Raw genomic sequence first — 24,857 nt, forward strand, 5'->3', positions numbered from 1 at the left:
TTTTCCCGCTTATTCCTCAATGCTGATCGCACTGACCGGACAGCCATCTCTGGCCTCCTGGGCGGTGTCCAGCAATTCCGCGCCGAACTCGCCGCCGTGGGCAAACCCGTCGTCGCCCATGGAGAACACCTCCGGGCAGGTGCCCGCGCACAGGCCGCAGCCGATGCAGTTCTCGTTGACAGTTGCTTTCATGGTTCCTCCTTCAGGACCTGTATGCACAGGTTCTCAGTCCAATATATTTCCATCCCGGCCCAGTGTCACCACCTGCCAGGGGATGAACTTGCCGCTCTGCCGCAGCGCGGTCTCCGCCGCACGCTGGATGCCGCCGCAGCAGGGAACGTCCATGCGGACTACCGTGACCTCCCGGATGTCGTTCAGCCGGATGATCTCCGTCAGCTTGTCCGCGTAGTCCCCCTCGTCCAGCTTGGGGCAGCCGATGACAGTAATGCGGCCCCGCATGAAGCGCTCATGGAAATCCGCCCGGGAGAAGGCGGTGCAGTCCGCCGCGATCAGCAGCTTGGCGCCGTTGTAGAAGGGCGCCTGGACGGGCAGCAGCTTGATCTGCACCGGCCACTGCATGAGGCGGGAGACCGGGCCGCCGCAGGAGATGGGCGCGGCGGGTGCGCCGTCGTGGTTCAAAGCCCGCGCCATGCCGCCGGGGCATCCGCCGGAGGGCGGGACCCGCACTGGGGCGGAATCCTTCAGGGCCGCCGCTTTTTTGGCCAGGACAGCGGCCTCGTCATAGGCCGCCGCCTCCCGCTCCACAAAGGTGATGGCCCCGGTGGGGCAGGTGGGCAGGCAGTCGCCCAGACCGTCGCAGTAGTCGTCCCGCAGCAGGACGGCCTTGCCGTCCGCCATGCCGATGGCGCCCTCGTGACAGGCCGCGGCGCAGGCGCCGCAGCCGTTGCATTTCTCCTGGTCGATCTCAATGATCCTCCGTACCATAGTGTATCTCCTTTTTTTGATTTTCAGTCGTTTTTTTGACCGCTCCACGATAAAAAAACAGGAGCGGCGGTCCGTGACAGGACCGTGGAACACAAAAATATGGCCTGCGCCATGTTTTCCTTGCGTGAATGGATACAGTATTGTACAATGGCAGGGAAAAGTCTGTTGGATTTGCAACGAACGGAGAAGATCGTATGGAAATTTCACCGCTGGCCGCCGCGTCGCCCCTGTTTCGCAAAATTCCGGCGGAGGATCTGCCGCCGCTGCTCCGCCGCATGGACGCCCGGGAGCGGCAGTACCAGAAGGGAGAGCTTCTGCTCCACCGGGGGGCGCGGACGGAGCATCTGGGCCTGGTGCTCTCCGGCGCGGTCCACATCGTCCGGGAGGACTTCTGGGGAAACCGGGCCATCGTCGGACTGGCGGGGCCGGGGGACGTGTTCGCGGAGACCTATGCCCTCAGCGGCGAGCCGCTGGAGGTCTCCGTCCTGGCGGCGGCAGATGTGGCGGTGCTGTTCCTGGAGGTGGAACGAACGGCCTTTGGGAAGGCCGGAGCGTTTCAGGAGCAGCTGAAGGAGAACCTGCTGTCCCTGCTGGCCGGAAAAAATTTGCAGCTGACCCGGAAAATACGCCACATGGCCCAGCGGACCACCCGGGAGAAGCTGTTGAGCTACCTGTCCGCCCAGGCCCTGCTGGCCGGAAGCCCCGCCTTTGACATCCCCCTGGACCGCCAGCAGCTGGCGGATTTCCTGGCGGTGGACCGCAGCGCCATGTCCGCCGCCCTGGGAAAGCTCCGGGACGAGGGAATTTTGGAATTCCGCAAAAATCACTTCCGCCTGCTCCGGCCCACGGAGCAGGGCGATTGAGAGGAGCGTGCCGCCATGCTGACCCGCGTGCCGGACTACTACGAAAAATTTCACTGCCTGGCAGGGGCCTGCCCTCACACCTGCTGCGAGAAGTGGGAGGTGGTCATTGACGAGGAGACCGCCTGCCGGTATTTTGCGGTGCCCGGTCCCCTGGGAGAGAAGCTGCGGGCCGTCTTGCAGGCGGACGAGGCGGGGGCGTTCTGCTTTCCCCTGGACGGCGGCCGCTGCCCCTTCCTGGATGGGGAGAACCTCTGCGAGATCCACCGGAAACTGGGGGAGGACGCCACCAGCGTCACCTGCCGGGAGCATCCCCGGTTCATCGAGGACTACGGTCCCTTTCAGGAGATCACCCTGTCCGCCTCCTGCCCGGCGGCAGGCGCTCTGCTGCTGGGAACAGAGGCGCCGCTGACCTTTGCGGAGCTGGAGACGGCGGAACCGGGGGAGGCAGGGGACCAGTGGCTTGCCGTGCTCCTGCCTCTGCGGGACCGGATGCTGGACATCCTGGCGGACCGGAGCGTCCCCCTGCGCCGCCGCCTGCGGGATTTTTTGCTGCTGGCCCGGGAGGCGCAGCTTGCTCTGGAGGAGGAGCGGGAGGCCTGCCTGCCCGCCCTGGCGGAGACCTGGCAGGCGCCGCGGGACTGGCGGGCGGCGGGGGAGAGTCGGCTGGTCTCCCATGGCCTGCGGTTTCTGGGGACGCTGGAGATCCTGGACAGGGATTGGCCGGAGCTGCTGGCGCAGGCGCGGACAGCGGCGCCCGTTCCCCAGTCCGAGGCCCTGCTGGAGCGGATCGCCGTCTATTTCGCATTCCGGTACTTGTTAAAGACCGTCAACGACGGAGACCTGCTGTCCCGCGCCCAGCTGGTGGCGTTCGCCGTGCTGACGGTGGAGCGTCTGGCGGCGGTGTGCGGCCTGCCGGAGGCCCTGCGGCGGTTCAGCTGCGAGATCGAGCACAGCAGCGAAAATCTGGAGGCGCTGCTGTGGGCCTTCCAATGGGAGGAGGAGCTGTCCTGCGGGGCGCTGCTGCGGGAGCTGTCCGCCATATAAGGGCAATTGTGCACACTGCTGACGGCAATCGATTTATATTTGTTGAAAATGTGAAAAATGCATAAAATGTATTGACAACAGGGCGAGATTATTGTATATTGTAGACACAGGAAAGGAGTGAGTCCCATGGGCTAGCAAGCTCAGAGATTCCTAAGCCTGTGACACAGGCACCGTTCGGAAACGAGAATTTTTCAGTGACCGCGTAAACTTCGGAAGGCCCCAAAGACGAAACACACTCACTATGATGAGCCACACGAGAGCGTTTTGGTAATCGACCAGAGCAAAGATCTGCGTGCAAAGCTGTTTTAAGGATTGGAACGAACCGAGTTTCCCGTTTCCCCACCCCGGCATCCGAACGGCAGTCTTAGAAAGCAAGAGGTATGGACCAATGGACAATCCAATCAATGGGTAAGCCCCCCATTCGCCAACGGAGCGGATGGGGGGAAATGTTTTTTTAGAGGGAAAAGGGGATTGTCTGCGAGGCAGAGCCGAGCCGCCGCCTAAGCGGCGTACAAGCATTTTTGCGAAGCAAAAATCTTGAAATGGCCGGGCTTTGCCTGGCCATTTGGATGAAATCATGGGGCCCCCACAAAACCAATGGTTTTGTGGGGAATCAATCCAATCAACGGGTAAGCCCCCCATTCGCCGACGGAGCGGATGGGGGGAAATGTTTTTTAGAGGGAAAAGAGATTGTCCGCGAGGCAGAGCCGAGCCGCCGCTCAAGCGGCGTACAAGCATTTTTGCGAAGCAAAAATCTTGAAATGGCCGGGCTTTGCCTGGCCATTTGGATGAAATCATGGGGCCCCCACAAAACCGAATGGTTTTGTGGGGAATCAATCCAATCAATGGGTAAGCCCCCCATTCGCCGACGGAGCGGATGGGGGGAAATGTTTTTTAGAGGGAAAAGAGGATTGTCCACGAGGCGGAGCCGAGCCGCCGCAGTGTTTTGGCGGAAGTCCCATTTCACCTTTGTGCCGCGGCGGCTGAACAATGTTGATTTTACGAATTGTTTCTTGATGGACAAAACAGGCTGTGATAAAATCAAACCGATAAATGATAATTTGGAGGTTCAATGTGATGAAACGAATTAGCTACTCGGTGCAGTTCTAAAAACTGACAGCAGATTGTATCAAGGTATTGTTTATGTTGTCAGAAACTGCACCTGTCAAGAATTCTCCTGATTCAATGAAAGGAACGCAGTTTTATGAACAAGGAATACTTGAAAAATATCTGGAAACAGGAAGAGGAAGCCGCGCACATTCACGGTTGGAATTTTTCACATATTCGTGGTAGATATGAGGAAGAAAAAGATTTGCCATGGGATTATGAAAAAATTGTCAGACAGCATCTGAAAAGCGGCTTGGATATTATGGACTATGATACAGGCGGCGGAGAATTTTTACTGTCTCTGAATCATCCATACGACAAAACGTCCGCAACAGAAGGTTATCCGCCGAATGTTGAACTGTGCACTGAAAAGCTGCTGCCATTGGGAATCCGCTTCAGGGAATGTAATGATCCATCAAAGATCCCATTTAAAGATGAAACATTTGATTTGATTCTTAACAGGCATGGCGATTTTGATGCAAGGGAGTTATTTCGGTTATTACGTCAAGATGGGTTGTTTATTACAGAACAGGTAGGCGAAGATAACGATAGGGATTTAGTGAAAATGGTATTGCCCAAAGCAGATAAACCCTTTCCGCACTTGAATCTGACAGAACAGCGCAGGCATTTTGAAGATGCCGGCTTTGAAATTATTCAAGCTGAAGAGGCATATCGCCCAATAATATTCTATGACGTAGGAGCATTTGTTTGGTTTGCCCATATCATAGAATGGGAGTTTCCCTGTTTTTCTGTAGACAAGTGTTTCGAACAGCTATTAAAAATGCAAGAGATGATTGACAAAGATGGCAAGATCGAAGGAACGATTCATCGGTATCTGATTGTTGCAAAAAAATAGGTTTAAAAGATGTGACAGAGCAGTTGCACTGTCACACAGCTTCCAGTTTATCGGGCAGCTATCCATGATGGATAACTGCCCGTTTGTGCGTCTTGACGAAAGACGCAGAAGATCGGCAGGCGCGGCACAAAAGATAAAAGCCAGGCATGCTGGAGGAGACCGTGTTATATGGAGCCATACGCCCGGCGACTCCAGGCCATAAGAGCGCATGAAGGACTTCCCGCCGCTTCCGGGGAAATGCCGGAGCCTCTCGAAAGGGGGCGGAGACCTGCGCGGAAGGCGATAAAAATGCACCCGTCCGAGCCACAGCTCGGACGGGTGCTGCACTGTCAAACAAAGACCCTTCAGGAGGGATCACTTGTTATCATCAAATCACTTGAAAAGTGATAAATTCACTTTTCAAGTGTCACAGCGCATGTGCGCTGTGACAGGCCGCTTCAGCGGCCTTGATTTGCATTTCATAGTCAATCACTGTGCGCTTTACGCACAGCGGGCATCGCCCGCTTGAAAAATCCCATGCGATTTTTCAAGTTAATGGACTATATCAACGGAAGCCATATAGCGGATCAGGTCCACCATCCTGTTGGCATAGCCGCACTCGTTGTCGTACCAGGAGACGACCTTCACGAAGGTGTCGGTCAGAGCGATGCCGGCCTTCTTGTCGAAGATGGAGGAGTGGGGATCGCCGATGAAGTCGCTGGAGACCACATCCTCGTCGGTGTAGCCCAGAACGCCCTTCAGCTCGCCCTCGGAGGCGGCCTTCATGGCCTGGCAGATCTGCTCATAGGTGGCGGGCTTCGCCAGCTTGGCGGTCAGGTCCACCACGGAGACGTCCAGGGTGGGGACCCGCATGCTCATGCCGGTCAGCTTGCCGTTCAGCTCGGGGATGACCTTGCCCACGGCCTTGGCGGCGCCGGTGGAGGAGGGGATGATGTTGCCGGTGGCGGCACGGCCGCCGCGCCAATCCTTCATGGAGGCGCCGTCCAGCAGCTTCTGGGTGGGAGTGACGGAGTGCACGGTGGTCATCAGACCCTCGACGATGCCGAAGCTGTCGTTCAAAACCTTGGCGATGGGGGCCAGGCAGTTGGTGGTGCAGGAGGCGTTGGACACGAAGGTCATGTCGCTGGTGTACTTGGTGTGGTTCACGCCCATGACGAACATCGGCGTGTCGTCCTTGGAGGGAGCGCCCATGACCACGTGCTTGGCACCAGCGTCGATGTGGCCCTGGCACAGCTCCTTGGTCAGGTGCTTGCCGGTGCACTCGCAGATATATTCGGCGCCGACGGAGGCCCAGGGAATGTCCTTGACTTCCGTGGCGGTGAACACGGGATACTTCTTGCCGTCCACCACCAGAGCGCCCTCCTCGTAGGAGACCTCGCCGGGATACTTGCCGTGCACGCTGTCGTACTTCAGCATGTAGGCCATATACTCGGGGTTCATAAAGGGGTCGTTCAGACCGACGACCTCAACATCGTCACGGTTCAGAGCGGCGCGGAAAACGAGACGGCCGATGCGGCCGAAACCATTGATACCAATCTTGGCGTTCATTGTCAAATTGACTCCTTTCAAATGTGTAGCATGGGGACTTGCCGTCAAAACGTTTGCGCAAACGTTTTTGTTAATCGATTTTCTGCGAGTATGATATCACACCGCAAACTTTTTGGCAACTGTCATTTCAGATAACAATCGAAAACGCAGGTTGTGGATTTTCCATAATTAAATGGCAAAATTCACAGAAGTTCCACGAAAAGAGGGGGAAAAGGGCTTGACGAATGCGCAGGTGGTGCCCTATACTGAACGAGAGCTAATTGATTACGTAAAATGACCCTAATTTTACGCAAGAGGATGAACGATATGAAAGTGACCATCAGCGACGTGGCAAGGCTTGCCGGTGTGTCCACCGCCACTGTCTCCCATACCATCAACAACACCCGGTACGTCTCCAACGAGACAAAGGAGAAGGTCTACCGGGCCATCGCGGAGCTGGGCTACACCCCGGACGCCTCCGCCCGGAGCTTCCGCACCGGAAAGAAAAAGACCATCGGCTTCATCGTGCCGGATATCTCCAACAAGTTTTTCGCCACCATGATCGAGTCGGTGGAGAATTACCTCTCCGCCCACGGCTACCACCTCATCATCGCCAACACCAAGGAGAACATGGAGCGGGAGGAGAACAACATCCGCCTGCTGACCGCGGGCCTGGTGGACGGGTTGCTGGTGGCCAGCACCATGGACGATTTCCAGCGGTTCGACGAGCTGATCCCCGCCGGATTCCCGGTGGTGCTGGTGGACCGGACCTTTGAGATCAAGAAGTACTCCTCCATCTGCGTGTCCAACTTCCAGCCCATCTACCGCAGCGTCTGCCGCCTGGCGGGAAAGGGGGACCGACGGGTGGGCATCATCGGCGGCCTGCCCAGGCTGTCCTCCACCAAGGAGCGCATCTCCGCCTACCAGCAGGCTGTGGCGGACTGCGGTCTGGCCCAGGACGAGAGCCTGATCCGCTACGGCGACTCCATGGAGAACAGTGCCCAGACCTGTCTGGACGAGCTGCTGGCCCAGGACTGCGACGCCATCGTGGTCTGCCAGGGCCTGATGGCCTCAGAGACCATCGTGTACCTGAGCAAAAAGGGCATCCAGCCGGCGAAGGACATCGACCTGGTGGGCTTTGTGGATTATGATTCCGATTTTTATCAGCTTTATTCCAACCAAATGGACCGCATCATCCAGCCGGTGGAGGAGCTGGGCAAGGCCGCGGGCGAGCAGATCCTCAAGCGCGTGGAGGAGCCGGACGCGCCGATCTTTGAGAAGATGCTGACCTCCACCTACAAGCCCCACGACATTCCCAGCTCCTGGGTGCACTCCGACCGGTAAACGCGGACACAGGCCCCGCCGGACGCGCCCTTGCGTTGGGTGGGGCTTCTTTAATATAATAAAAACGAATTTTAGAACCTGTATTCACAAGCGGGAAATGCCGGATGGGCGAGGGATTTTCCCGGCAGACAAGGCGCTTTGACGCAGGAAGTTTGTGTATTTCAAGGAAAAGCAACGCAGTATGGCGGAAAAAGACCCGCCCAGACGGTGTTAAAGTCAATTAACTTGGAAAATCACAAGCGATTTTCCAAGCGGGCTATGCCCACTGCGCGCAAAGCGCGCAGTAATTGACTATGAAATCCAAGGCCGCATCCCGCGGCCTGTCACAGCGCATGTGCGCTGTGACACTTGAAAAGCGGTTTTACCACTTTTCAAGTTATTTGATCATAAACGCTTATGAATACAGGCCCTTAGAAAGATTGGGGGATAAACGACATGAACACCCGCATGGAACACGACACCATGGGCGAGATCGCGGTCCCGGCGGACCGCCGCTGGGGCGCCCAGACCCAGCGGAGCCTGGAGCATTTCAAGATCGGCGGACAGCGCCAGCCCAGAGAGATCATCACGGCTTTCGCGTATTTAAAGGAGGCCTGCGCCAGGGCCAACGCCCAGGCGGGCAAGCTGACGGAGGAACAGGCGGAGGCCGTCTCCGCCGCCTGCCGGGAGATCCGGGCGGGGAAGTGGGATGAGGAGTTCCCCCTGGTGGTCTGGCAGACCGGCAGCGGCACCCAGACCAACATGAACGTCAACGAAGTGATTGCCCACCTGGCGGCGGAGCGGGGCGTCAAGCTCCACCCCAACGACCATGTGAACGCCTCCCAGTCCTCCAACGACACCTTCCCCTCGGCCCTGCACATTGCGGCGGCCCTCTCCGTGGCAGAGGACGTGATCCCGGCGGCGGAGCGTCTGGCGGCGGCCTTTGAGAAGCTGGAGCAGGCGTACCCCGGCCTCATCCGCATCGGCCGCACCCATTTGCAGGACGCCACGCCCCTGCGGTTCGCCCAGGAGGTCTCCGGCTGGCGGGAACTGGTCCTGGCGCCGGTCCGGATGCTGAAGCTGGCCCAGACGGAGCTGTGCCGCCTGGCTATCGGCGGTACCGCCGTGGGCACCGGCCTCAACGCCCCCAGGGGATACGACGAAATGGTCTGCGCCCAGCTCCGGGAGATGACGGGCCTGGACTTCCGGCCGGACGAAAACAAATTCCACGCCCTCACCAGCAAGGACGCCCTGGTGTTCGCCCACGGCGCCCTGAAGGCCCTGGCGGCCAACCTGATGAAGATCGCCAACGACATCCGCTGGGAGGCCAGCGGCCCCCGCTGCGGCATGGGGGAGCTGCATATCCCGGAGAACGAGCCAGGCTCCTCCATCATGCCCGGCAAGGTGAACCCCACCCAGTGCGAGGCCGTCACCATGGTGGCGGTGCAGGTGATGGGAAACGACGCGGCCATCGGCTTTGCCGCCAGCCAGGGAAATTTCCAGCTGAACGTGTTCCTGCCCGTGTCCGCCTATAACTTCCAGCTCTCTGCCCGGCTGCTGGCGGATGTGTGCGACTCCTTCCGGGTGAACTGCGTGGAGGGCATCACCCCCAACGCGGAGCGGATGGAGCACAATCTCCGCAATTCGCTGATGCTGGTGACCTGCCTGACGCCGAAGATCGGCTATGAGGCCGCGGCCAAATGCGCCAAAAAGGCCCTGCAGGACGGCACTACGCTGAAAGAGGCCGTCCTCTCCCTGGGGCTGCTGACTGGGGAGGAATTCGACGAGACTGTGCGCCCGGAAAAGATGGTGTGACCGACGACCCGCCCTCCGCAAAAAAATCTGCGGAGGGCGGGATACTTTTCTCCGCCGGTCCGTTTAAAAGAAAACAGATGCTGGGGGCGAGGGCTTTGCTGACAATGTACCTGATGATGCTGGAGACCGACGGGGACCGGGAGCGGTTCCTGCGGCTCCACGGCGCCTATGAGAAAAAGCTGTACGCCGTGGCGCTGCGGCTTCTGGGGGACGACTCCCGGGCGGAGGACGCGGTGCAGCAGACCTGGATGCGGGTGATCGAGCACTGGGAGCGGGTGTCCGCCCTGCCCTGGGAGGAGACGGAGGGCTATGTGGTCACCATCGTCAAGAACGCCGCCCTGGATATGGTGCGGGCGCAGCGGCGGATAACGGCCCTGCCGGAGGACTGGGACATGCCCGCGCCGGACCCGGGGGAGACGGAGTACCGCCGCCTGGTTGCCCTGGTGCGGACCATGCCGGAGGGCTACCGCCGGGTGCTGGAGCTGAAATTCGTGGAGGAGCGGACCAACCGGGAGATCGCCCGGATGCTGGGCATGAACGAGTCCACCGTGTCCACCCGGGTGAAGCGGGGACGGGCCATGCTGGCGGAGGTTATGGAGAGGGAGGGATACCGCTGTGGATGAGAGAACCTTTGACGGCCTGCTGCGCCGGGCCCTGATGGACGCCAACCTGGAGCGGTTCCGGGATGTGCTGGACCAGGCCGACGGTATGGAGCCGGCCTTTTCCAACCGGTATCTCCGCCGGAGGATGCAGCTGCTGGCGGACCCCTTCGGCTGGGCGCGGAGGACGGTGCGCCCCCTGTGGAAAAAGGCCCTGGGGAGCGCGGCCTGCGTGCTGCTGGCCTGCACGGTGACGCTGGGGGCGCTGATGGCGGCCAGTCCCACGGTCCGGGCGGCGGTGCTGCACTGGCTGCGGGAGATCAGCGGCAGCGAGATGACCTATTCCACGGACCGCCGGCCGGGGGCGGAGGACCAGCCCTCCAGCTGGCGGGTCACCTGGCTGCCGGAGGGCTGGCGGCTGGATGAAATATCCCGCAGCTCTTGGAGGTACCGGAGGGAGGACGGGGCCGATTCGCTGATCTTCGGCTGCTATCCCCCCGACGCGGGCAGACTGACCACCAATGTGGCCGACGCGGTGGACGCGGATTCCGTCCGCAGCACCGTTCAGATCCAGGGGTACAGCGCCGACTACTACCGGTCGGAGCAGTACCGGGTGCTGGTGTGGGAGGACCGGGACGGGTACCTGTTTATGCTGCGGGACCGCGGCTCTATGGAGGAGGCGGACTTTTTCAGGGCTGCGGAGAGCGTCTCCCCCTATGCGGGGCCGGACACGGCTTACAGGATGGGCTGGGTCCCTGCGGAATACCAGTCCTTGTACCGGGACGAGCTGGCGGGCGCGGCGGAGGAGCTGTGGACCTGCGATGGGACCTCCCTGACCTGGCGGTATGTCACCGATCCCGTCTGCTCCTTCGTGCTGCCTGACGGGGAACCGGAGACGGCCGCCGTGGGCGGCCTCACAGGCCGGTACTGGGCCGGGGAGGAGCCGGAGGCGGAGGACCCCGCCGGAACCACTATCGTCACCGTGGGCGGCGAGACCCTGGAGACGGAGGCGTCCACGGCCGCCGTGGGCGGCGTGACGGTCACGGTGAGCGGCGACGCCCACCGGCCCGGCACCCTGGTATGGACGGACCCGGACACCGACACCGCGTTCCTGCTGGAGGGCGCCCTGGGCCGGGAGGAGCTGCTGCGGATGGCGGAGAGCGTCACAGAGAAGGAGCCGGAGCCGTCCAAGCCCTCCGGCAGCGTCCAGGTGGCGGCCGGCACGGCTTCCGGCGGATCGGAGACAGAAAAGCAGGAAAATTGAAAAAACATGGGATACAATGCCCTCCCGCTTCGTTTAACAGACAGAACGAGCGGGAGGACATCTCCTTTTCTCGAAAAAACAGAAAGGAAGAAACCACCATGAAAAAACGCATCCCATCCTTCTTCAGCGGCTTTTTGACCGCCGTGCTGCTCCTGGCCCTGACCACCACGGCCCTGGCCGCCTCGGGAAAGGTCAGCTACAATTTCGCCAACGTGGCCCTGGACGGCGAGACGAGGATCGCCGCGGGGAAAGACATCACCGCCGCCAACGGCCAGCAGATCCCCGGCTCCATCCTCTACACCGACGCGGCGGGCGGCAAGACCAACTACCTGCCCATCCGCACCATCAGCGAGCTGCTGGGGGTGGAGATCGGCTACGACTCCGCCGCGAAAACGATCCTGCTGGGCGGACAGTCCGGCACGGCCCCGGCGGCCCAAGCCCGCTGGAGCAAGACCGTGGACGGCAACAGGGTCACTTATACGAGCGCCGAGACGGAGAGTACCTATGACACCGCGCCCCTGTACCGGCCCGCCTGGCAGGCGGAGGGCTGGGGCCTGTCCTCTCTGACCACGGACGGCAGAGGCGTCCATTCCGCCTACTGGAGATATCTGGACGGCAGCGGCAATACGGTCTCTCTGACCTGCGCCAACCCCGGGGGCGGCTCCTTCGGCTTCCAGCCGGGTCTGGAGGACTCTGTGAAAAATCGCCGGCAGGTCACCGTCCAGGGATGCCCGGCGGACCTGTACATGGATATCGAGTCCTGCTATCTGGTCTGGGAGAACAGCGACGGCGTGCTCTTCACCATGCGGGGGCCGGACGAGGAGACGCTGCGGCAGGTGGCCGAGAGCATCCGGCCCTGCGCAAAGGAGGCCCCGGAGTACCAGCTCTCTTGGCTGCCTGAGGGCTATAAGCAGCTGGAGCGCTCCGCCCTGGGGGACACGGTGTATGCGTCCTGGATCAGGTCCGGCATGTCCCTGACCTGGATGCAGTCTGCCGAGTCCCTGGCCCTGCCGGAGGGCACGCCGGAGACCGTCTCCGTCAACGGCGTCAAGGCCCGGTATTGGGCGGCCAAAGAACCTTATGAGGAGAGTCCCGTGGAGGTCAACGGCGAGCCGCTGGAGGAGGACACCACCAGCCTTGGCGGCGTCACCATCACCAGCGGCGTCGTCCACGGCGCCCGGTCCGAGGACGTGAACACCCTGGTGTGGAGCAGGGACGGGGTGAACTTCCGCTTACAGGGGGCGCTGGACCGGGAGACCCTGGTCCGCATCGCGGAGCACGTCACTCTGAAGAAATAAACCAAGAAGCAAGGGCGGAGGCCCCGGCGCATGCCGGGGCCTCCGCCTGTTGGCCGCCATGCAGCGGGAAATGCATATATACGGGATTTTATGCATATGGAGCGGGGACATGTCCCCGGCGGCGGCCGGAGCGGGGGAATAGGCGGCCGCCTCCCCTGAAATTCCCCGGATACGGTGGACGAATTGTCAAAATATGCAAAACCGCCCAAGGGACGGGCAAATTGTTGTGCAACATGACACTTGCATAAATATTCATTACAGGCGTATAATTCAACCATCATCAAACAACACACAGGGAGGCCCCATCATGAAAGACAAGAAAGACATCAAGAAGATCGTGCTGGCCTATTCCGGCGGTCTGGATACATCCATCATCATCCCCTGGCTGAAGGAGAACTACAACGACCCCGAGATCATCGCCGTGTCCGCCGACGTGGGCCAGGGCGACGAGCTGGACGGCCTGGAGGAGAAGGCCATTAAGACCGGCGCCTCCAAGCTGTACATCGCGGATCTCACCGACGAGATGGTGGAGGAGGTCATCTGGCCCGCATTGAAGATGGGCGCCAGCTATGAGCAGTACCTGCTGGGCACCGCCTTTGCCCGGCCCATCATCGCCAAGAAGCTGGTGGAGATCGCCAAGGCCGAGGGCGCCGACGCCATCTGCCACGGCTGCACCGGCAAGGGCAACGACCAGGTCCGGTTCGAGCTGGGCATCAAGCGCTTCGCCCCCGACATGACCATCATCGCCCCCTGGCGGGAGTGGGACATCAAGGGCCGGGACGAGGAGATCGACTACGCCGAGGCCCACAACGTGCCCCTGAAGATCTCCCGGGAGACCAACTACTCCAAGGACAAGAACCTGTGGCACCTGAGCCACGAGGGCCTGGACCTGGAGGACCCCGCCAACGAGCCCCAGTATGAAAAGCCCGGCTTTTTGGAGATGGGCGTCTCTCCCATCACCGCCCCCGACGCGCCCACCTATGTGACCATCGACTTTGAAAAGGGCGTGCCTGTGGCTGTGGATGGCGAGAAGATGAAGGGCAGCGACATCATCCGCAAGCTGAACAAGCTGGGCGGCGAGAATGGCATCGGCCTGCTGGACATCGTGGAAAACCGGCTGGTGGGCATGAAGGACCGGGGCGTGTACGAGACCCCCGGCGGCACCATCCTCTACAAGGCCCACCAGTGCCTGGAGATGATCACCGTGGACAAGGACTCCGCCCACATGAAGAGCAAGTTGGCGGTGGACTTCGCGGACCTCATCTACAACGGCAAGTGGTTCACCCCCGTGCGGGAGGCCCTCAGCGCCTTTGCGGACAAGACCCAGGAGCACGTCACTGGCTCTGTGAAGCTGAAGCTCTACAAGGGCAACATGATCACCGCTTCCATCACATCCCCCGAGTCTTTGTACTCCGAGGAGCTGGTGACCTTCAACGAGAGCAGCTACGACCAGACCAACGCCACCGGCTTCATCAACCTGTGGGGGCTGCCCGACACCGTGCTGGCTCTGCGGGAGCAGGGGAAGCTGTGAGTGGAGACCCGGTTTGAAAAGAAAAACGCAGGTGCGGGACGGAGGGGGGACCCCTTCGCCCCGCGTCTGCGGTGAACGGGGCGGCCAAGAAGGAGGTCCGCCCTGACCTGAAACGAGGCGAAACAGTCATGAGACCAAAGGTATATATCGATGGCAAGGACGGCACCACCGGCCTGCAGATCTACGACCGCCTGTCCGCCCGGAGGGACATCGACCTGCTCCTCATCGACGAGGCCAGGCGCAAGGACCCGGCGGCGCGGAAAAAGCTGATGGACGCGGCGGACATTGTGTTTTTGTGCCTGCCGGACGCCGCGGCCATGGAGGCGGCGGCACTGGTGGAAAATCCAAACACCCGCATCATCGACGCATCCACCGCCCACCGGACGGACCCGGCCTGGGACTACGGCTTTGCGGAGCTGTCTCCGGCCCATCGGGAGGCCGTCAGGACCTCCAGACGGGTGGCCAACCCCGGCTGCCACGCCACGGGCTTTATCAGCATCGTTTACCCCCTGGCGGCCATGGGACTGGTACCCAGGGACTATCCCCTGACCTGCTTCTCCCTCACCGGCTACTCCGGCGGCGGAAAGAAGATGATCGCCCAGTATGAGGCCCCGGAGAAGGGAGCGGCCCTGTACAGCCCCCGCATCTACGGATTGGATCTGCACCACAAGCACCTGCCGGAGATGCAGAAGGTCTGCGGCCTGGACCGCCCCCCGGTGTTCTGCCCCATTGTGGACGACTACTACAAGGGCATGGCCGCCACCGTCTCCCTCCACAACGATCTGCTGAAGCGCGGCGGGAGCGCCCGGGAGGTCTGGGAGACCCTGGCGGACTACTACAAGGACCAGACCCTGGTGAAGGTGGCTCCCTTTGGCTGGGAGGAGCCTATGATCGCCGCCAATGCCATGGCGGGGAAAGATACCCTGACCCTGATCGTCAACGGCGGAGAGACCCATAGCACGGTGACGGCCCTGTTCGACAACCTGGGCAAGGGCGCCAGCGGCGCCGCTGTCCAGAACATGAACCTGATGCTGGGGTTTGAGGAGACCACGGGACTGAACCTGTGAAAACAGGCGGTGCCGTACAAGTCCAATCAGAGAGGCCCCGTTTGGCCTGCCAAATGGGGAGCCTGATGCTGGGGATTGAGGAGACCACAGGGCTGAACCTGTGAACGAAATTCCGAATGGAAACAGCGAGGTAGAAGTATGCTGAACTTTATCGAAGGCGGCGTCTGCGCCGCCCAGGGCTTTCAGGCCGCGGGCATCCACGTGGGCGTCAAGACCCACGCCAGCTGGAAGAAGGACGTGGCCCTGATCGTGTCCGACGTGGACTGCGCCGCGGCGGCGGTGTTTACGAAGAATGTGGTGAAGGCCGCGCCCATCCATGTGGACAAGGCCCACCTGGCGGACGGCCGCGCCCGGGCCATCATCGCCAACAGCGGCAACGCCAACGCCTGCGCCCCCCACGGGGAGGAGAACGCCGAGAAGATGTGCGCGGCGGCGGCCAAGGCCATCGGCTGTGCGCCGGAGGACGTGCTGGTGTCCTCCACCGGCGTCATCGGGCAGACGCTGAACGTCCAGGTCATCGAGGACGGCCTGCCGGAGCTGTACGGGGCGCTGGCCCGGTCCCCCGAGGCCAGCGACGCGGCGGCACACGCCATCATGACCACCGACACGGTGAAAAAAGAGGCGGCGGTGGAGACCGTCATCGGCGGCAGGACCGTCCGCATGGGCGGCGTCGCCAAGGGCAGCGGTATGATCCACCCCAACATGGGCACCATGCTCTGCTTCCTGACCACGGACTGCGCCATCTCCCCGGAGATGATCAGGACCGCCCTGCTGGAGACCGTCCAGGTCAGCTTCAACCGCATCAGCGTGGACGGCGACACCTCCACCAACGACTCCTGCATCGTCCTGGCCAACGGCCTGGCGGGCAACGAGGCCATCACCGCCAAGGGCCCGGATTATGACGCGTTTTTGGAGGCCCTCCAGGCCCTGTGCGTGGCCCTGGCCAAGAAGATGGCCTCTGACGGCGAGGGCGCCAAGCACCTCATCACCTGCACCGTGAAGGGCGCGGGGGACGAGGCCCAGGCGGAGACCGTGGCGAAATCCGTCATCTCCTCCACCCTGACCAAGGCCGCCGTCTTCGGCGCCGACGCCAACTGGGGCCGGGTGCTGTGCGCCATGGGGTACTCCGGCGAGGAATTTGACCCGGAGAAGGTGGACGTTCACTTTGCCAGCGCCGCCGGGGACGTCGCCGTGTGCGCCCAGGGCCGGGGACTGGATTTTGACGAGGCTCTGGCCAAGAAGATCCTGACGGAGCATGATATCGAGATCAACATCACCATGGGGGAGGGTACGGCCCAGTGCACCTGCTGGGGATGTGACATTACCTACGATTATATTAAGATCAATGGGGATTACCGTACCTGATAGGGTTGCGCCGGGACTCCGGTGCGGGAGATGCACCCCCCATTCTCTTTTGTCTTGCCAAAAGAGAACCCTCCAGAGGGGCTTCTCTTGCCGCTTTGCGGCAATTCACCTTCTGCGCCGTGCACGGTGGAAGAGAAAAGCGCTTTTTGTGTCCAACTTTGCCCCTTTGGGGTAAAGTTGGACGGACGGGAGTTGGTGGTTAGATGTGCCACCAGGTCCGGAAGCCTTCTGCCGGGTGCGCGATACCGGGTACGAATTTAGAACTGTGCCGCCGCAGGTTGGGGGCTTGGGTGCTAGGTTGGGGTGGTCGACGAAAGGCTTTCAGCAACAAGCCCCGTGTGTTCCGCTGCGCTACACACTACCTGGGCGGTTAAATTGGCTCTGCTGGATGCGCCGGACTGGGTACGAGGGTAGGAGTGCGTGCCCGCATTTGGGGGCTTGGGTGCAGATTTGAGGTGGTCATCAAAAGGCTTTCAGCAACAAGCCCGTGTGTTCCGCTTCGCTGCACACTACCCGGGCGGTTAGATTTGCCTCTGCCGGGTGCGCCGAACTGGGCACAGGTTTAGAACTGCGCCGCTGCAAGCTGGGGGCTTGGGTACAAATTTGGGGTGGTCATTGAAAGGCTTTTACCACTGGCTCCGCTGCCGCTGCCTGGCCCCGCAACGAAAGGCAGGCCCGCTTCCAAGTGCTGCCTCGAATGCCCGGGCAGCGCTAAGCGAAGCGGGGAGCGCGGAAAGAGAAGCTGGTCCTTTCACTCTTTGCCCATCCCCGCAATTCCCATTCGCGTGGCTAAAAGCTAAAAGATTCAGCAAAGCCGTGCCCGCGCCCAACGCTGAATCTTACATCGACCTCCATCGGTCTCTTTCTGGGACCCCACGTCTCGTCCACAGTTGGCCCTAGGGGCCAACTGTGGACACCAAAGCGCCTTTTCTTTTGACCGTGAACGGCCGTTTTCTTTTCGGCGCAACCGAAAAGAAAATGGGGGTTCATTTCCGTGCCGCAAAGCGGCACATCCCCCGTCCCCGCCCGTGGGCGGAAAAACCCCGTCCCGCCCCCGCGGCGCGAAATCCCCCGTCCCCGGCCCATGGCCGGATAAAAAAACCATTCCCCCTCCGGGGCACACCCAAAAAAGGAGCTGATCCCCATGTCATCCCATGAACAGCAGGCGCAGACCCTGGTGGAAGCCCTGCCCTATATCCAAAAATTCACCGGAAAGACCATCGTGGTCAAGTACGGCGGCAACGCCATGATCTCCGAGGAGCTGCGCAAGGCCGTGATGAGCGACATCATCCTGCTCTCCCTGGTGGGCATCCGCGTGGTGGTGGTCCACGGCGGCGGGCCGGAGATCAGCGACATGCTGAAAAAGATCGGCCACGAGAGCCGGTTCGTGGACGGCCTGCGCTATACCGACGAGACCACCATGGACATCGTCCAGTCCGTCCTCTGCGGCAAGGTGAACAAGAACCTGGTGGCCCAGCTGAACCGCCTGGGCGGGCAGGCCATCGGCCTGTGCGGCATGGACGGCCAGCTGTTCCAGGCGGAGCTGCTGGATGAGAAGTACGGCCTGGTGGGCCGCATCACCGGCGTGAACCCGGAGCCTGTGGAAAACGCCCTGCTGACGGGTTACATCCCCGTGGTGTCCACGGTGGCCCAGGGCATGGATGCCGACACCGCCTACAACATCAACGCCGACACCGCCGCCGCCAAGCTGGCGGAGGCCCTCCACGCGGAAAAGCTGATTTTGCTGACGGACGTCCGGGGCCTTCTGCGGGACCCCCACGACGAGGAGACGCTGATCCATGTGGTCCGCACCCACGAGGTGCCGGGCCTGGTGGCGGACGGCACCATCTCCGGCGGCATGATCCCCAAGATGGAGTGCTGTGTGGACGCCATCGCCGGAGGCGTGGAGCGGGTCCACATCCTGGACGGCCGCATCCCCCACTCCATCCTCATTGAGCTGCTCTCGGACCAGGGCATCGGCACCATGCTGAAAAAGGAGAATTGACATGACATCCAACGAGATCAAGGCCCTGACGGGCCAATACATCATGAACACCTACGGCCGCTTCCCCGTGGCCATCGACCACGGCCGGGGCGCCACCCTCTACGACCCCGAGGGGAACGCCTACATCGACTTCACCAGCGGTATCGGCGTCTGCGACCTGGGCTACGGCAACGAGGCCTGGGTAGACGCCATCACGGCCCAGGCCAAGAAGCTGGGCCATGTGTCCAACCTGTTCTACACCGAGCCTGCGGCCAGGCTGGCGGAGACCCTCTGCAAGCGCACCGGCGAGAGCTGCGTGTTCTTCGCCAACGGCGGCGGCGAGGCCAACGAGGGCATGATCAAGCTGGCGAGAAAATACAGCTTCGACAAGTACGGCAAGGGCCGCGCCGCCATTATCACCTTGAACAACTCCTTCCACGGCCGCACCATCACCACCCTGACGGCCACCGGCCAGGAGGTGTTCCACAACTACTTCTTCCCCTTCACCGAGGGCTTCCGCTACGCCGACGCCAACGACCTCGCCTCCCTGGAGGCCGCCGCGGGCGACGACGTGTGCGCCGTCATGGTGGAGCTGGTCCAGGGCGAGGGCGGCGTGCTGCCGCTGGACAGGGACTATGTCCAGGCCGTGGCCAAGCTGTGCGAGGAGCGTGACTGGCTGCTGCTGGTGGACGAGGTGCAGACCGGCGTGGGCCGCACGGGCAGCCTGTTCGCCTTCCAGCAGTACGGCGTCCTGCCGGACGTGGTGTCCTTTGCCAAGGGCATCGCCGGGGGCCTGCCCATGAGCGGCATCCTGGCCAACGAGAAGTGCCGCAATGTCCTTGGCCCCGGCACCCACGCCACCACCTTTGGGGCCAACCCCGTCTGCGCCGCCGCAGGCCTGGCGGTGCAGGAGACCCTGACCGACGCCTTTTTGGAGGAGGTCAAAGCCAAGGGCGACTACCTGCGCCAGGGGATCGAGGCCCTGGACCTGCCCTGCTTTGGAAAGACCCGGGGCCTGGGCCTGATGATCGGCATCGAGGTCCGGGAGGGATTCAACAAGGGCGAGATCGCAAACAAGCTCATCGAAAACGGCCTGCTGGTGCTGACCGCCGGGCCGGGGATGCGGCTCCTGCCGCCGCTGGTCATCACCCGGGAGGAGATGGACCGGGGCCTTGCCATTATGAAAGAGGCCCTGGCCTGAACCCTTACCCTTACCATAACCATTACTATTACCATTACCTTAACCTTAACCGGAGAAATTAGGAAGTTTTTGAAAAATTAGAAGGTTTCTGAAAAATTAGGAAGTTTCTGAAAAATTAAGAGGTTTTTGAAAAATTAGAAGGTTTTTCAAAAACCAGGAGGTTTCTCAAAAACCAGAAGGTCCGTGTCCGCACGGCAAATTCAGCATGGAAGAGAGGACGACCATGGAAAACCACACCCATTTTTTAAAGCTGCTGGACTTCACCCCCGCTGAGATCCAGCAGTTCCTGGACACCGCCGCCGATTTAAAGGCCAAGAAGAAGGCGGGCATCCCCCACCGCTATCTGGAGGGCAGGAATGTGGCCCTCATCTTTGAAAAGACCTCCACCCGCACCCGCTGCGCCTTTGAGGTGGCGGCCCAGGACCTGGGTATGGGCAGCACCTACTTAGGCCCCACCGGCAGTCAGATCGGCGTGAAGGAGTCCATCGCGGACACCGCCCGGGTGCTGGGAAGGATGTTCGACGGCATCGAGTACCGGGGCTTTGGACAGGAACTGGTGGAGGAGCTGGCCAAGTACGCCGGGGTGCCCGTGTTCAACGGATTGACCAACGAGTTCCACCCCACCCAGATCCTGGCGGATTTTTTGACCATCCAGGAGCACTTCGGCAAGCTGGCGGGGGTGAAGCTGGTGTATCTGGGCGACGCCCGGTACAACATGGGCAACAGTCTGATGGTGGGCTGCGCCAAGATGGGCATGCACTTCGTGGCCTGCGCCCCCAAGGCCTACATGCCGGAGCAGAGCCTCATCGACACCTGCCGGGCCATCGCCGCCGAGACCGGCGCGGTGCTGGAATTCATGGAGGACCCCATGGCCGCCACCCAAAACGCCGACGTGCTGTACACCGACGTGTGGGTCTCCATGGGCGAGCCGGAGGCCGTCTGGGCCCAGCGCATCCAGGCCCTTGCCCCCTATCAGGTGACAAAGGCCCTGATGGACAACGCCGGTCCCCAGTGCCGGTTCATGCACTGCCTGCCCGCCTACCACGACCACAAGACCAAGGTGGGCCGGGAGATGGGCGAGAAGTTCGGCCGGGACGCCATGGAGGTCACCGACGAGGTGTTCGAGAGCGAACAGTCCATCGTCTTTGACGAGGCGGAGAACCGGATGCACACCATCAAGGCCGTCATGTACGAGCTGATGAAGTGAGATCCAGATAAAAAGAGTCAGGCCCCTGCGGACATCCGCGGGGGCCTGACTTTCTGTTGGCATTCGGGAGACTCCATCCAGTGGGGCAGCGCCTGGGGCGGCAGGGACAGCCCTGCGGGATGGTTTTCAGCGCAGGGGAGGGAACAGAGCGGTTTCCTCATTCCGCATCAGGGACATATTGGATGATGCCGGTCACATCGCAGTCCAGAATAAAGCAGAGGGTGTCCAGGGTCTTTAGGGTGATGGTCTTGCCCTGCTTCATGCGGTAGAGGATGTTGGCGGAGAAGCCCTGCTTGTAGATCAGCTGGTATTCCGTAACGCCTTTTTCACGCAGGGTCCTATAAAATGGTTCGTAAGAGATCATGTCTGTCACCTCTTGCTAACCGTATCATCTCTCAATATATTGACTATAACCAATATATTGAGCATAATGATAAATTATTTCAGATGGAGGACATAAGAGCATGAACAGGATCCTGCGGCCTACGTGACCGGGTCGCCGGGGGTCCAGGGGGACAGGCGGGGGAAGCTGACGGGATAGATCTCAAAGGTCCCCTTTTCGTCGGCGCCGTGGATGTCCAGAATGGTCCAGGTGGTGGTGTCGTGGTCGTCCGTGACGCGGACGGCGGTCACCACGGTGTCCCCGGGGGCCAGGTCATAGCCGGTCTGGTAGTCCACGAAGTTGGTCATGTCCGTATAGCCCGCCTGCTGGAACAGCGGCACCGCCTCCAGCACCGGGATGACCTGCTCAGGCACCGTCTCCCGGTTGCGGTACAGGCACAGGTCCACCGCCGTGGGGGAAAGCGTCAGGGGATAGGCGGGGTTGCTGCTCTGCGCGATGTACAGATTCAGGCCGGTCAGGCTGACATGCCTGCTGGTTTTGGACCAGGTGACGCCTATGGAGCCGTCCACCGCCAGCTGGAAGCACTCGGGCAGGCAGTCGTACAGCGTCTCCAGGCTCCCGGTGCGGCTGGCGCCGCCATCCGTCAGGGCCACGGAGAGCTGGATGGACGAGTCCATGGGCACCGTGAAGCCCTCGGCGGTGAAAGCGCCGCCGCTGCCTGCCGCCTCCGCCGTGAACTGCCGCCCGTCGGACAGCGTGGCGGTGAACAGGGCGGTGGTGGTGTCCGTCCACTCCTTGGGAAAGGCGGCGGCGGACAGGGTGACCGTCTCGGCCCTGAGGTCAAAATCCGTCACAGCGACCTGTGAATTGGCCAGTATACTGTTATTTTCCTCTAATATAATACTCATTTGGCCGGTGAGAGAGCTGATCTGACTGTTGACGGAGCTGGTGATACTGCCGATGGACTGCTGCAAGCCGGTATAGCGGTCATCCAGCTGACTGACCCGGTGGCTCAGTCCGGCCAGCAGCGCCAGCATGACGCCGCACAGGGCGAACAGGATGCGGACGTCCCACTTTCCCCAGGGGGACCGCCTTCGCTCCGGCTGGGCGGCCAGATAGCGGTCCGTGATCTCCTGTACCATCCGAAGCTGGGCCTCTGTCAGCTCGCCGTCCTCCTTTGCGGCACCCTCCTCCGGGGCGCTCTCCGGCGTCTGCTCCGGCTCCACCCCCAGCAGCTGCCCGATGGACACGCCGAAGAGGCGGCTCATGGCGATGAGATTTTCCAGCTCCGGAATGGCGGCGTCCGCCTCCCATTTGCTGACCGCCTGCCGGGAGACGTTCAGCTGCTCCCCCAGGGCCTCCTGGGAAAGCCCCGCGGCCCTGCGGCCCTCCTGGATGCGCCGGCCCAGGGTGTTTTGTTCATGCATAGCGCCGCCTCCTTCTGCCTGTATGGTATGGTCAATTACTGCGCGCAAAGCACGCGGCAATTGACTATGCAATCTCAATCAAGGCCGCATCCCGCGGCCTGTCACAGCGCACATGCGCTGTGACACTTGAAAAGCCGATCGACCATGTTTCAAGTGATTTGATGATAACAGGGTGGGCGGCCTCCGGCAACCATGTGTGGGTTTCCTTTTGTCAACCGGCGGTTGCGGCCCTGTATTTCCAAGCCCTTGCGCCCAGCATACCACAAACGGGGCGGAAAGAAAAGCGCCCTTGACAGCGGGGCCGGGATTCCATAAAATAAAACAGAAGTTTCTATAAAGAGGAGCGAGTCAGTTTGATGAAACGTTCATCCGGCATCCTGCTGCCGGTCTTTTCCCTGCCGGGACGGTACGGCATCGGCTCCCTGGGCCGGGAGGCCCGGGCCTTTGCGGATTTCCTCCACAGCGCGGGCCAGAGCTGGTGGCAGATCCTGCCCGTGGGCCCCACCGGGGCGGGGGACTCCCCCTACACCAGCGTGTCCACCTTCGCGGGCAACCCGCTGTTCATCGACCTGGAGCAGCTGGCGGCGGACGGCCTGCTGGACCGGGCGGACCTGGACGCGGCGGCAGTGCCTGAAACCGCGAGCATCGACTACGCCGCCCTGTGCCGGAGCCGGGAGCCTCTGCTCCGCAAGGCCTTCTCCCGCCTGAGCGGGGAGCGGGCCCAGGCGGTGCGGGACTTTACAGAGCGGAATCCCTGGCTGCGGGAATACGCTCTGTATCGGGCGATCAAGACCCATTTCGACGATCGGGCCTGGTTCGACTGGCCGGACGAGGCCCTGCGCAGCCATGACCCCGCCGCCGTGGAGCACTGGCGGGTGGCGCTGGCGGAGGATGCGGCCTTCCACGCCGCCGTCCAGTACTGGTTCTTCACCCAGTGGGAGGCGCTGAAAAAATACGTCAACGGCCTGGGCATCCGGATCATCGGGGACCTGCCCATCTACGTCTCCCTGGACTCCGCCGACGTGTGGAGCGAGCGGAAGGAATTCCTGCTGGACAGTGCGGGACGGCCCTCCAAGGTGGCGGGGGTGCCGCCGGACTACTTCTCTGAGGACGGCCAGCTGTGGGGAAACCCGCTGTACGACTGGGCGGCCATGAAGCGGGACGGCTTCGGCTGGTGGATCAGAAGGGTGGAGGGCGCCTCCAAATTGTTCGACGCCATCCGCATCGACCACTTCCGGGGCCTGGAGAGCTACTGGGCCGTTCCGGCGGGGTCCGAGACCGCCAGGACCGGCCGGTGGGAGAAGGGGCCGGGCATGGACCTGCTGGGCGTGCTGACCGGCTGGTTCCCCCAGATCACCTACATCGCGGAGGACCTGGGGCTTCTCACCGACGCGGTCCACGACCTGCGGAACGCCTCCGGCCTGCCGGGGATGAAGGTGCTGGAGTTCGCCTTCTCCGGACCGGACAACGCCTATCTGCCCCACAATTATACGCCCCGCTGCATCTGCTACACCGGCACCCACGACAACGACACCGCCGTGGGCTGGTACACCCATGCCGGCGAGGCGGAGCGGGCCTTTGTAAAGCAGTATCTGGGCGCGGCGGACGCGGAGAGCGCCCGGACGGCCCTGCTGCGGTGCGGCCAGGGGAGCGTGGCGGAGCTGTTCGTGGCCCAGATGCAGGACTACCTGGGCCTGGGCAGCGAGGCACGCATCAACGTCCCCGGCGTGGGAACGGGCAACTGGCGCTGGCGGCTGCTGCCGGGACAGGTCACGGAGGCGCTGGCCAAGGAGATCCGGGAGATGACCCATACCTTCGGGCGGTGCTGAGCGAGCGGCCCTTCCCCACAGGGGAGACGGCACACCGGATCTTTCAATGGACCTTGCTGTGAGCGGGACGGCAGGCGCGAAAGTGCCTGCCGTTCTTTTAGCGCTTCCCCGGATTTCAGGACCGCCCGCTCCGGGTCCGCGGAGCTGCCGGACCGCCGGGGCGGAGGAAAAAAGAGGCGGAAGAATGGGAGTGTCCAAAATAAAGATTTGATGATATAATAAGGGATATGAGGAAACAGACAAAAGAGGCATGGAAGAAATG

19 protein-coding genes and 1 pseudogene are annotated in these 24,857 nt (G+C 61.7%); 15 read left to right on the forward strand and 5 right to left on the reverse strand.

Annotated elements, in window-relative coordinates; genetic code table 11:
• Nucleotides 1-9 precede the first annotated feature (9 nt).
• Nucleotides 10-192 carry a ferredoxin gene (locus Q0Z71_RS14500; RefSeq protein ID WP_298024309.1) on the reverse strand — a complete coding sequence of 61 codons (183 nt, stop codon included), beginning with the start codon at nt 190-192 and terminating at the stop codon, nt 10-12.
• A 33-nt stretch (nt 193-225) separates the two neighbouring features.
• Nucleotides 226-945, reverse strand: a complete 720-nt coding sequence (locus Q0Z71_RS14505) for an ATP-binding protein (protein ID WP_298024311.1) — start codon at nt 943-945, stop codon at nt 226-228.
• Between the two features lie 194 nt (nt 946-1,139).
• Here Q0Z71_RS14505 and Q0Z71_RS14510 point away from each other — a divergent pair, with 194 nt between their 5' ends.
• The 3 genes from Q0Z71_RS14510 (at nt 1,140) to Q0Z71_RS14520 (ending at nt 4,815) form a co-directional block, all read left to right on the forward strand.
• Nucleotides 1,140-1,808, forward strand: coding sequence for a Crp/Fnr family transcriptional regulator (locus Q0Z71_RS14510; RefSeq protein WP_298024313.1), 669 nt, complete (start codon nt 1,140-1,142; stop codon nt 1,806-1,808).
• Nucleotides 1,809-1,823: 15 nt separating this feature from the next.
• Entirely contained in the window at nt 1,824-2,852 is a 1,029-nt protein-coding gene (gene fliB / locus Q0Z71_RS14515; RefSeq protein ID WP_298024315.1) for a flagellin lysine-N-methylase, read from the forward strand.
• Nucleotides 2,853-4,056: 1,204 nt separating this feature from the next.
• The gene (locus Q0Z71_RS14520) at nt 4,057-4,815 is read left to right on the forward strand and encodes an SAM-dependent methyltransferase (RefSeq protein ID WP_298024317.1); all 759 of its coding nucleotides are present in this window, start codon (nt 4,057-4,059) and stop codon (nt 4,813-4,815) included.
• A 531-nt stretch (nt 4,816-5,346) separates the two neighbouring features.
• Here Q0Z71_RS14520 and gap read toward each other — a convergent pair.
• A complete protein-coding gene (gene gap / locus Q0Z71_RS14525; RefSeq protein WP_298024319.1) occupies nt 5,347-6,363 on the reverse strand; it encodes a type I glyceraldehyde-3-phosphate dehydrogenase in 1,017 nt (338 codons plus the stop codon).
• Between the two features lie 297 nt (nt 6,364-6,660).
• On the opposite strand from gap, the gene Q0Z71_RS14530 reads away from it, so the two are divergent.
• The 11 genes from Q0Z71_RS14530 to argF all read left to right on the forward strand — a co-directional run bounded on the left by Q0Z71_RS14530 (nt 6,661) and on the right by argF (nt 20,996).
• On the forward strand, nt 6,661-7,686 hold the full coding sequence (locus Q0Z71_RS14530) for a LacI family DNA-binding transcriptional regulator (protein ID WP_363316731.1): 1,026 nt from the start codon (nt 6,661-6,663) through the stop codon (nt 7,684-7,686).
• Between the two features lie 435 nt (nt 7,687-8,121).
• Nucleotides 8,122-9,480, forward strand: coding sequence for a class II fumarate hydratase (gene fumC, locus Q0Z71_RS14535; RefSeq protein WP_298024323.1), 1,359 nt, complete (start codon nt 8,122-8,124; stop codon nt 9,478-9,480).
• Nucleotides 9,481-9,584: 104 nt separating this feature from the next.
• A complete protein-coding gene (locus tag Q0Z71_RS14540) occupies nt 9,585-10,103 on the forward strand; it encodes an RNA polymerase sigma factor (protein WP_298024349.1) in 519 nt (172 codons plus the stop codon).
• Nucleotides 10,096-11,343, forward strand: a complete 1,248-nt coding sequence (locus tag Q0Z71_RS14545) for a DUF4367 domain-containing protein (protein ID WP_298024325.1) — start codon at nt 10,096-10,098, stop codon at nt 11,341-11,343. Before Q0Z71_RS14540 ends, Q0Z71_RS14545 begins: the two co-directional genes overlap by 8 nt.
• Nucleotides 11,344-11,441: 98 nt before the next feature.
• Nucleotides 11,442-12,641 (forward strand): DUF4367 domain-containing protein, encoded by a 1,200-nt coding sequence (locus Q0Z71_RS14550; protein ID WP_298024327.1) that lies wholly within the window; start codon nt 11,442-11,444, stop codon nt 12,639-12,641.
• Nucleotides 12,642-12,948: 307 nt separating this feature from the next.
• Nucleotides 12,949-14,172 carry an argininosuccinate synthase gene (locus Q0Z71_RS14555; RefSeq protein WP_298024329.1) on the forward strand — a complete coding sequence of 408 codons (1,224 nt, stop codon included), beginning with the start codon at nt 12,949-12,951 and terminating at the stop codon, nt 14,170-14,172.
• Nucleotides 14,173-14,300: 128 nt separating this feature from the next.
• Nucleotides 14,301-15,239 (forward strand): N-acetyl-gamma-glutamyl-phosphate reductase, encoded by a 939-nt coding sequence (gene argC, locus Q0Z71_RS14560; protein ID WP_298024331.1) that lies wholly within the window; start codon nt 14,301-14,303, stop codon nt 15,237-15,239.
• A gap of 138 nt (nt 15,240-15,377) precedes the next feature.
• Nucleotides 15,378-16,604, forward strand: coding sequence for a bifunctional glutamate N-acetyltransferase/amino-acid acetyltransferase ArgJ (gene argJ, locus Q0Z71_RS14565; protein WP_298024333.1), 1,227 nt, complete (start codon nt 15,378-15,380; stop codon nt 16,602-16,604).
• Nucleotides 16,605-17,748: 1,144 nt separating this feature from the next.
• A complete protein-coding gene (gene argB, locus Q0Z71_RS14570; RefSeq protein ID WP_298024336.1) occupies nt 17,749-18,609 on the forward strand; it encodes an acetylglutamate kinase in 861 nt (286 codons plus the stop codon).
• 1 nt (nt 18,610) lies between these two features.
• Nucleotides 18,611-19,789 carry an aspartate aminotransferase family protein gene (locus tag Q0Z71_RS14575; RefSeq protein ID WP_298024338.1) on the forward strand — a complete coding sequence of 393 codons (1,179 nt, stop codon included), beginning with the start codon at nt 18,611-18,613 and terminating at the stop codon, nt 19,787-19,789.
• A gap of 223 nt (nt 19,790-20,012) precedes the next feature.
• On the forward strand, nt 20,013-20,996 hold the full coding sequence (gene argF / locus Q0Z71_RS14580) for an ornithine carbamoyltransferase (protein WP_298024341.1): 984 nt from the start codon (nt 20,013-20,015) through the stop codon (nt 20,994-20,996).
• A 157-nt stretch (nt 20,997-21,153) separates the two neighbouring features.
• Here the strand turns inward: argF and Q0Z71_RS14585 are convergent, their stop codons facing one another.
• Both Q0Z71_RS14585 and Q0Z71_RS14590 read right to left on the reverse strand, forming a co-directional pair.
• Nucleotides 21,154-21,360, reverse strand: a complete 207-nt coding sequence (locus tag Q0Z71_RS14585) for a helix-turn-helix transcriptional regulator (protein ID WP_298024343.1) — start codon at nt 21,358-21,360, stop codon at nt 21,154-21,156.
• A 119-nt stretch (nt 21,361-21,479) separates the two neighbouring features.
• Nucleotides 21,480-22,766, reverse strand: coding sequence for a helix-turn-helix domain-containing protein (locus tag Q0Z71_RS14590; protein ID WP_298024345.1), 1,287 nt, complete (start codon nt 22,764-22,766; stop codon nt 21,480-21,482).
• Nucleotides 22,767-23,110: 344 nt separating this feature from the next.
• Here Q0Z71_RS14590 and malQ point away from each other — a divergent pair.
• A pseudogene (gene malQ / locus Q0Z71_RS14595) lies at nt 23,111-24,595 on the forward strand (4-alpha-glucanotransferase); the annotation flags it as partial.
• Nucleotides 24,596-24,857 lie beyond the last annotated feature (262 nt).

Source organism: uncultured Dysosmobacter sp. (assembly GCF_947631635.1).
GTDB lineage: Bacteria > Bacillota > Clostridia > Oscillospirales > Oscillospiraceae > Oscillibacter.

Excerpts from the sequence above, each read along its gene's own strand:
- fumC (WP_298024323.1), top strand. The coding sequence starts at position 8,122 with ATGAACACCCGCATGGAACACGACACCATGGGCGAGATCGCGGTCCCG.
- Q0Z71_RS14520 (WP_298024317.1), top strand. The coding sequence starts at position 4,057 with ATGAACAAGGAATACTTGAAAAATATCTGGAAACAGGAAGAGGAAGCC.
- Q0Z71_RS14505 (WP_298024311.1), bottom strand. The coding sequence starts at position 945 with ATGGTACGGAGGATCATTGAGATCGACCAGGAGAAATGCAACGGCTGC.
- Q0Z71_RS14500 (WP_298024309.1), bottom strand. The coding sequence starts at position 192 with ATGAAAGCAACTGTCAACGAGAACTGCATCGGCTGCGGCCTGTGCGCG.
- argF (WP_298024341.1), top strand. The coding sequence starts at position 20,013 with ATGGAAAACCACACCCATTTTTTAAAGCTGCTGGACTTCACCCCCGCT.
- argJ (WP_298024333.1), top strand. The coding sequence starts at position 15,378 with ATGCTGAACTTTATCGAAGGCGGCGTCTGCGCCGCCCAGGGCTTTCAG.
- gap (WP_298024319.1), bottom strand. The coding sequence starts at position 6,363 with ATGAACGCCAAGATTGGTATCAATGGTTTCGGCCGCATCGGCCGTCTC.
- Q0Z71_RS14550 (WP_298024327.1), top strand. The coding sequence starts at position 11,442 with ATGAAAAAACGCATCCCATCCTTCTTCAGCGGCTTTTTGACCGCCGTG.
- argC (WP_298024331.1), top strand. The coding sequence starts at position 14,301 with ATGAGACCAAAGGTATATATCGATGGCAAGGACGGCACCACCGGCCTG.
- Q0Z71_RS14590 (WP_298024345.1), bottom strand. The coding sequence starts at position 22,766 with ATGCATGAACAAAACACCCTGGGCCGGCGCATCCAGGAGGGCCGCAGG.
- Q0Z71_RS14530 (WP_363316731.1), top strand. The coding sequence starts at position 6,661 with ATGAACGATATGAAAGTGACCATCAGCGACGTGGCAAGGCTTGCCGGT.
- Q0Z71_RS14575 (WP_298024338.1), top strand. The coding sequence starts at position 18,611 with ATGACATCCAACGAGATCAAGGCCCTGACGGGCCAATACATCATGAAC.
- fliB (WP_298024315.1), top strand. The coding sequence starts at position 1,824 with ATGCTGACCCGCGTGCCGGACTACTACGAAAAATTTCACTGCCTGGCA.
- Q0Z71_RS14555 (WP_298024329.1), top strand. The coding sequence starts at position 12,949 with ATGAAAGACAAGAAAGACATCAAGAAGATCGTGCTGGCCTATTCCGGC.
- Q0Z71_RS14540 (WP_298024349.1), top strand. The coding sequence starts at position 9,585 with ATGTACCTGATGATGCTGGAGACCGACGGGGACCGGGAGCGGTTCCTG.
- argB (WP_298024336.1), top strand. The coding sequence starts at position 17,749 with ATGTCATCCCATGAACAGCAGGCGCAGACCCTGGTGGAAGCCCTGCCC.
- Q0Z71_RS14510 (WP_298024313.1), top strand. The coding sequence starts at position 1,140 with ATGGAAATTTCACCGCTGGCCGCCGCGTCGCCCCTGTTTCGCAAAATT.
- Q0Z71_RS14585 (WP_298024343.1), bottom strand. The coding sequence starts at position 21,360 with ATGATCTCTTACGAACCATTTTATAGGACCCTGCGTGAAAAAGGCGTT.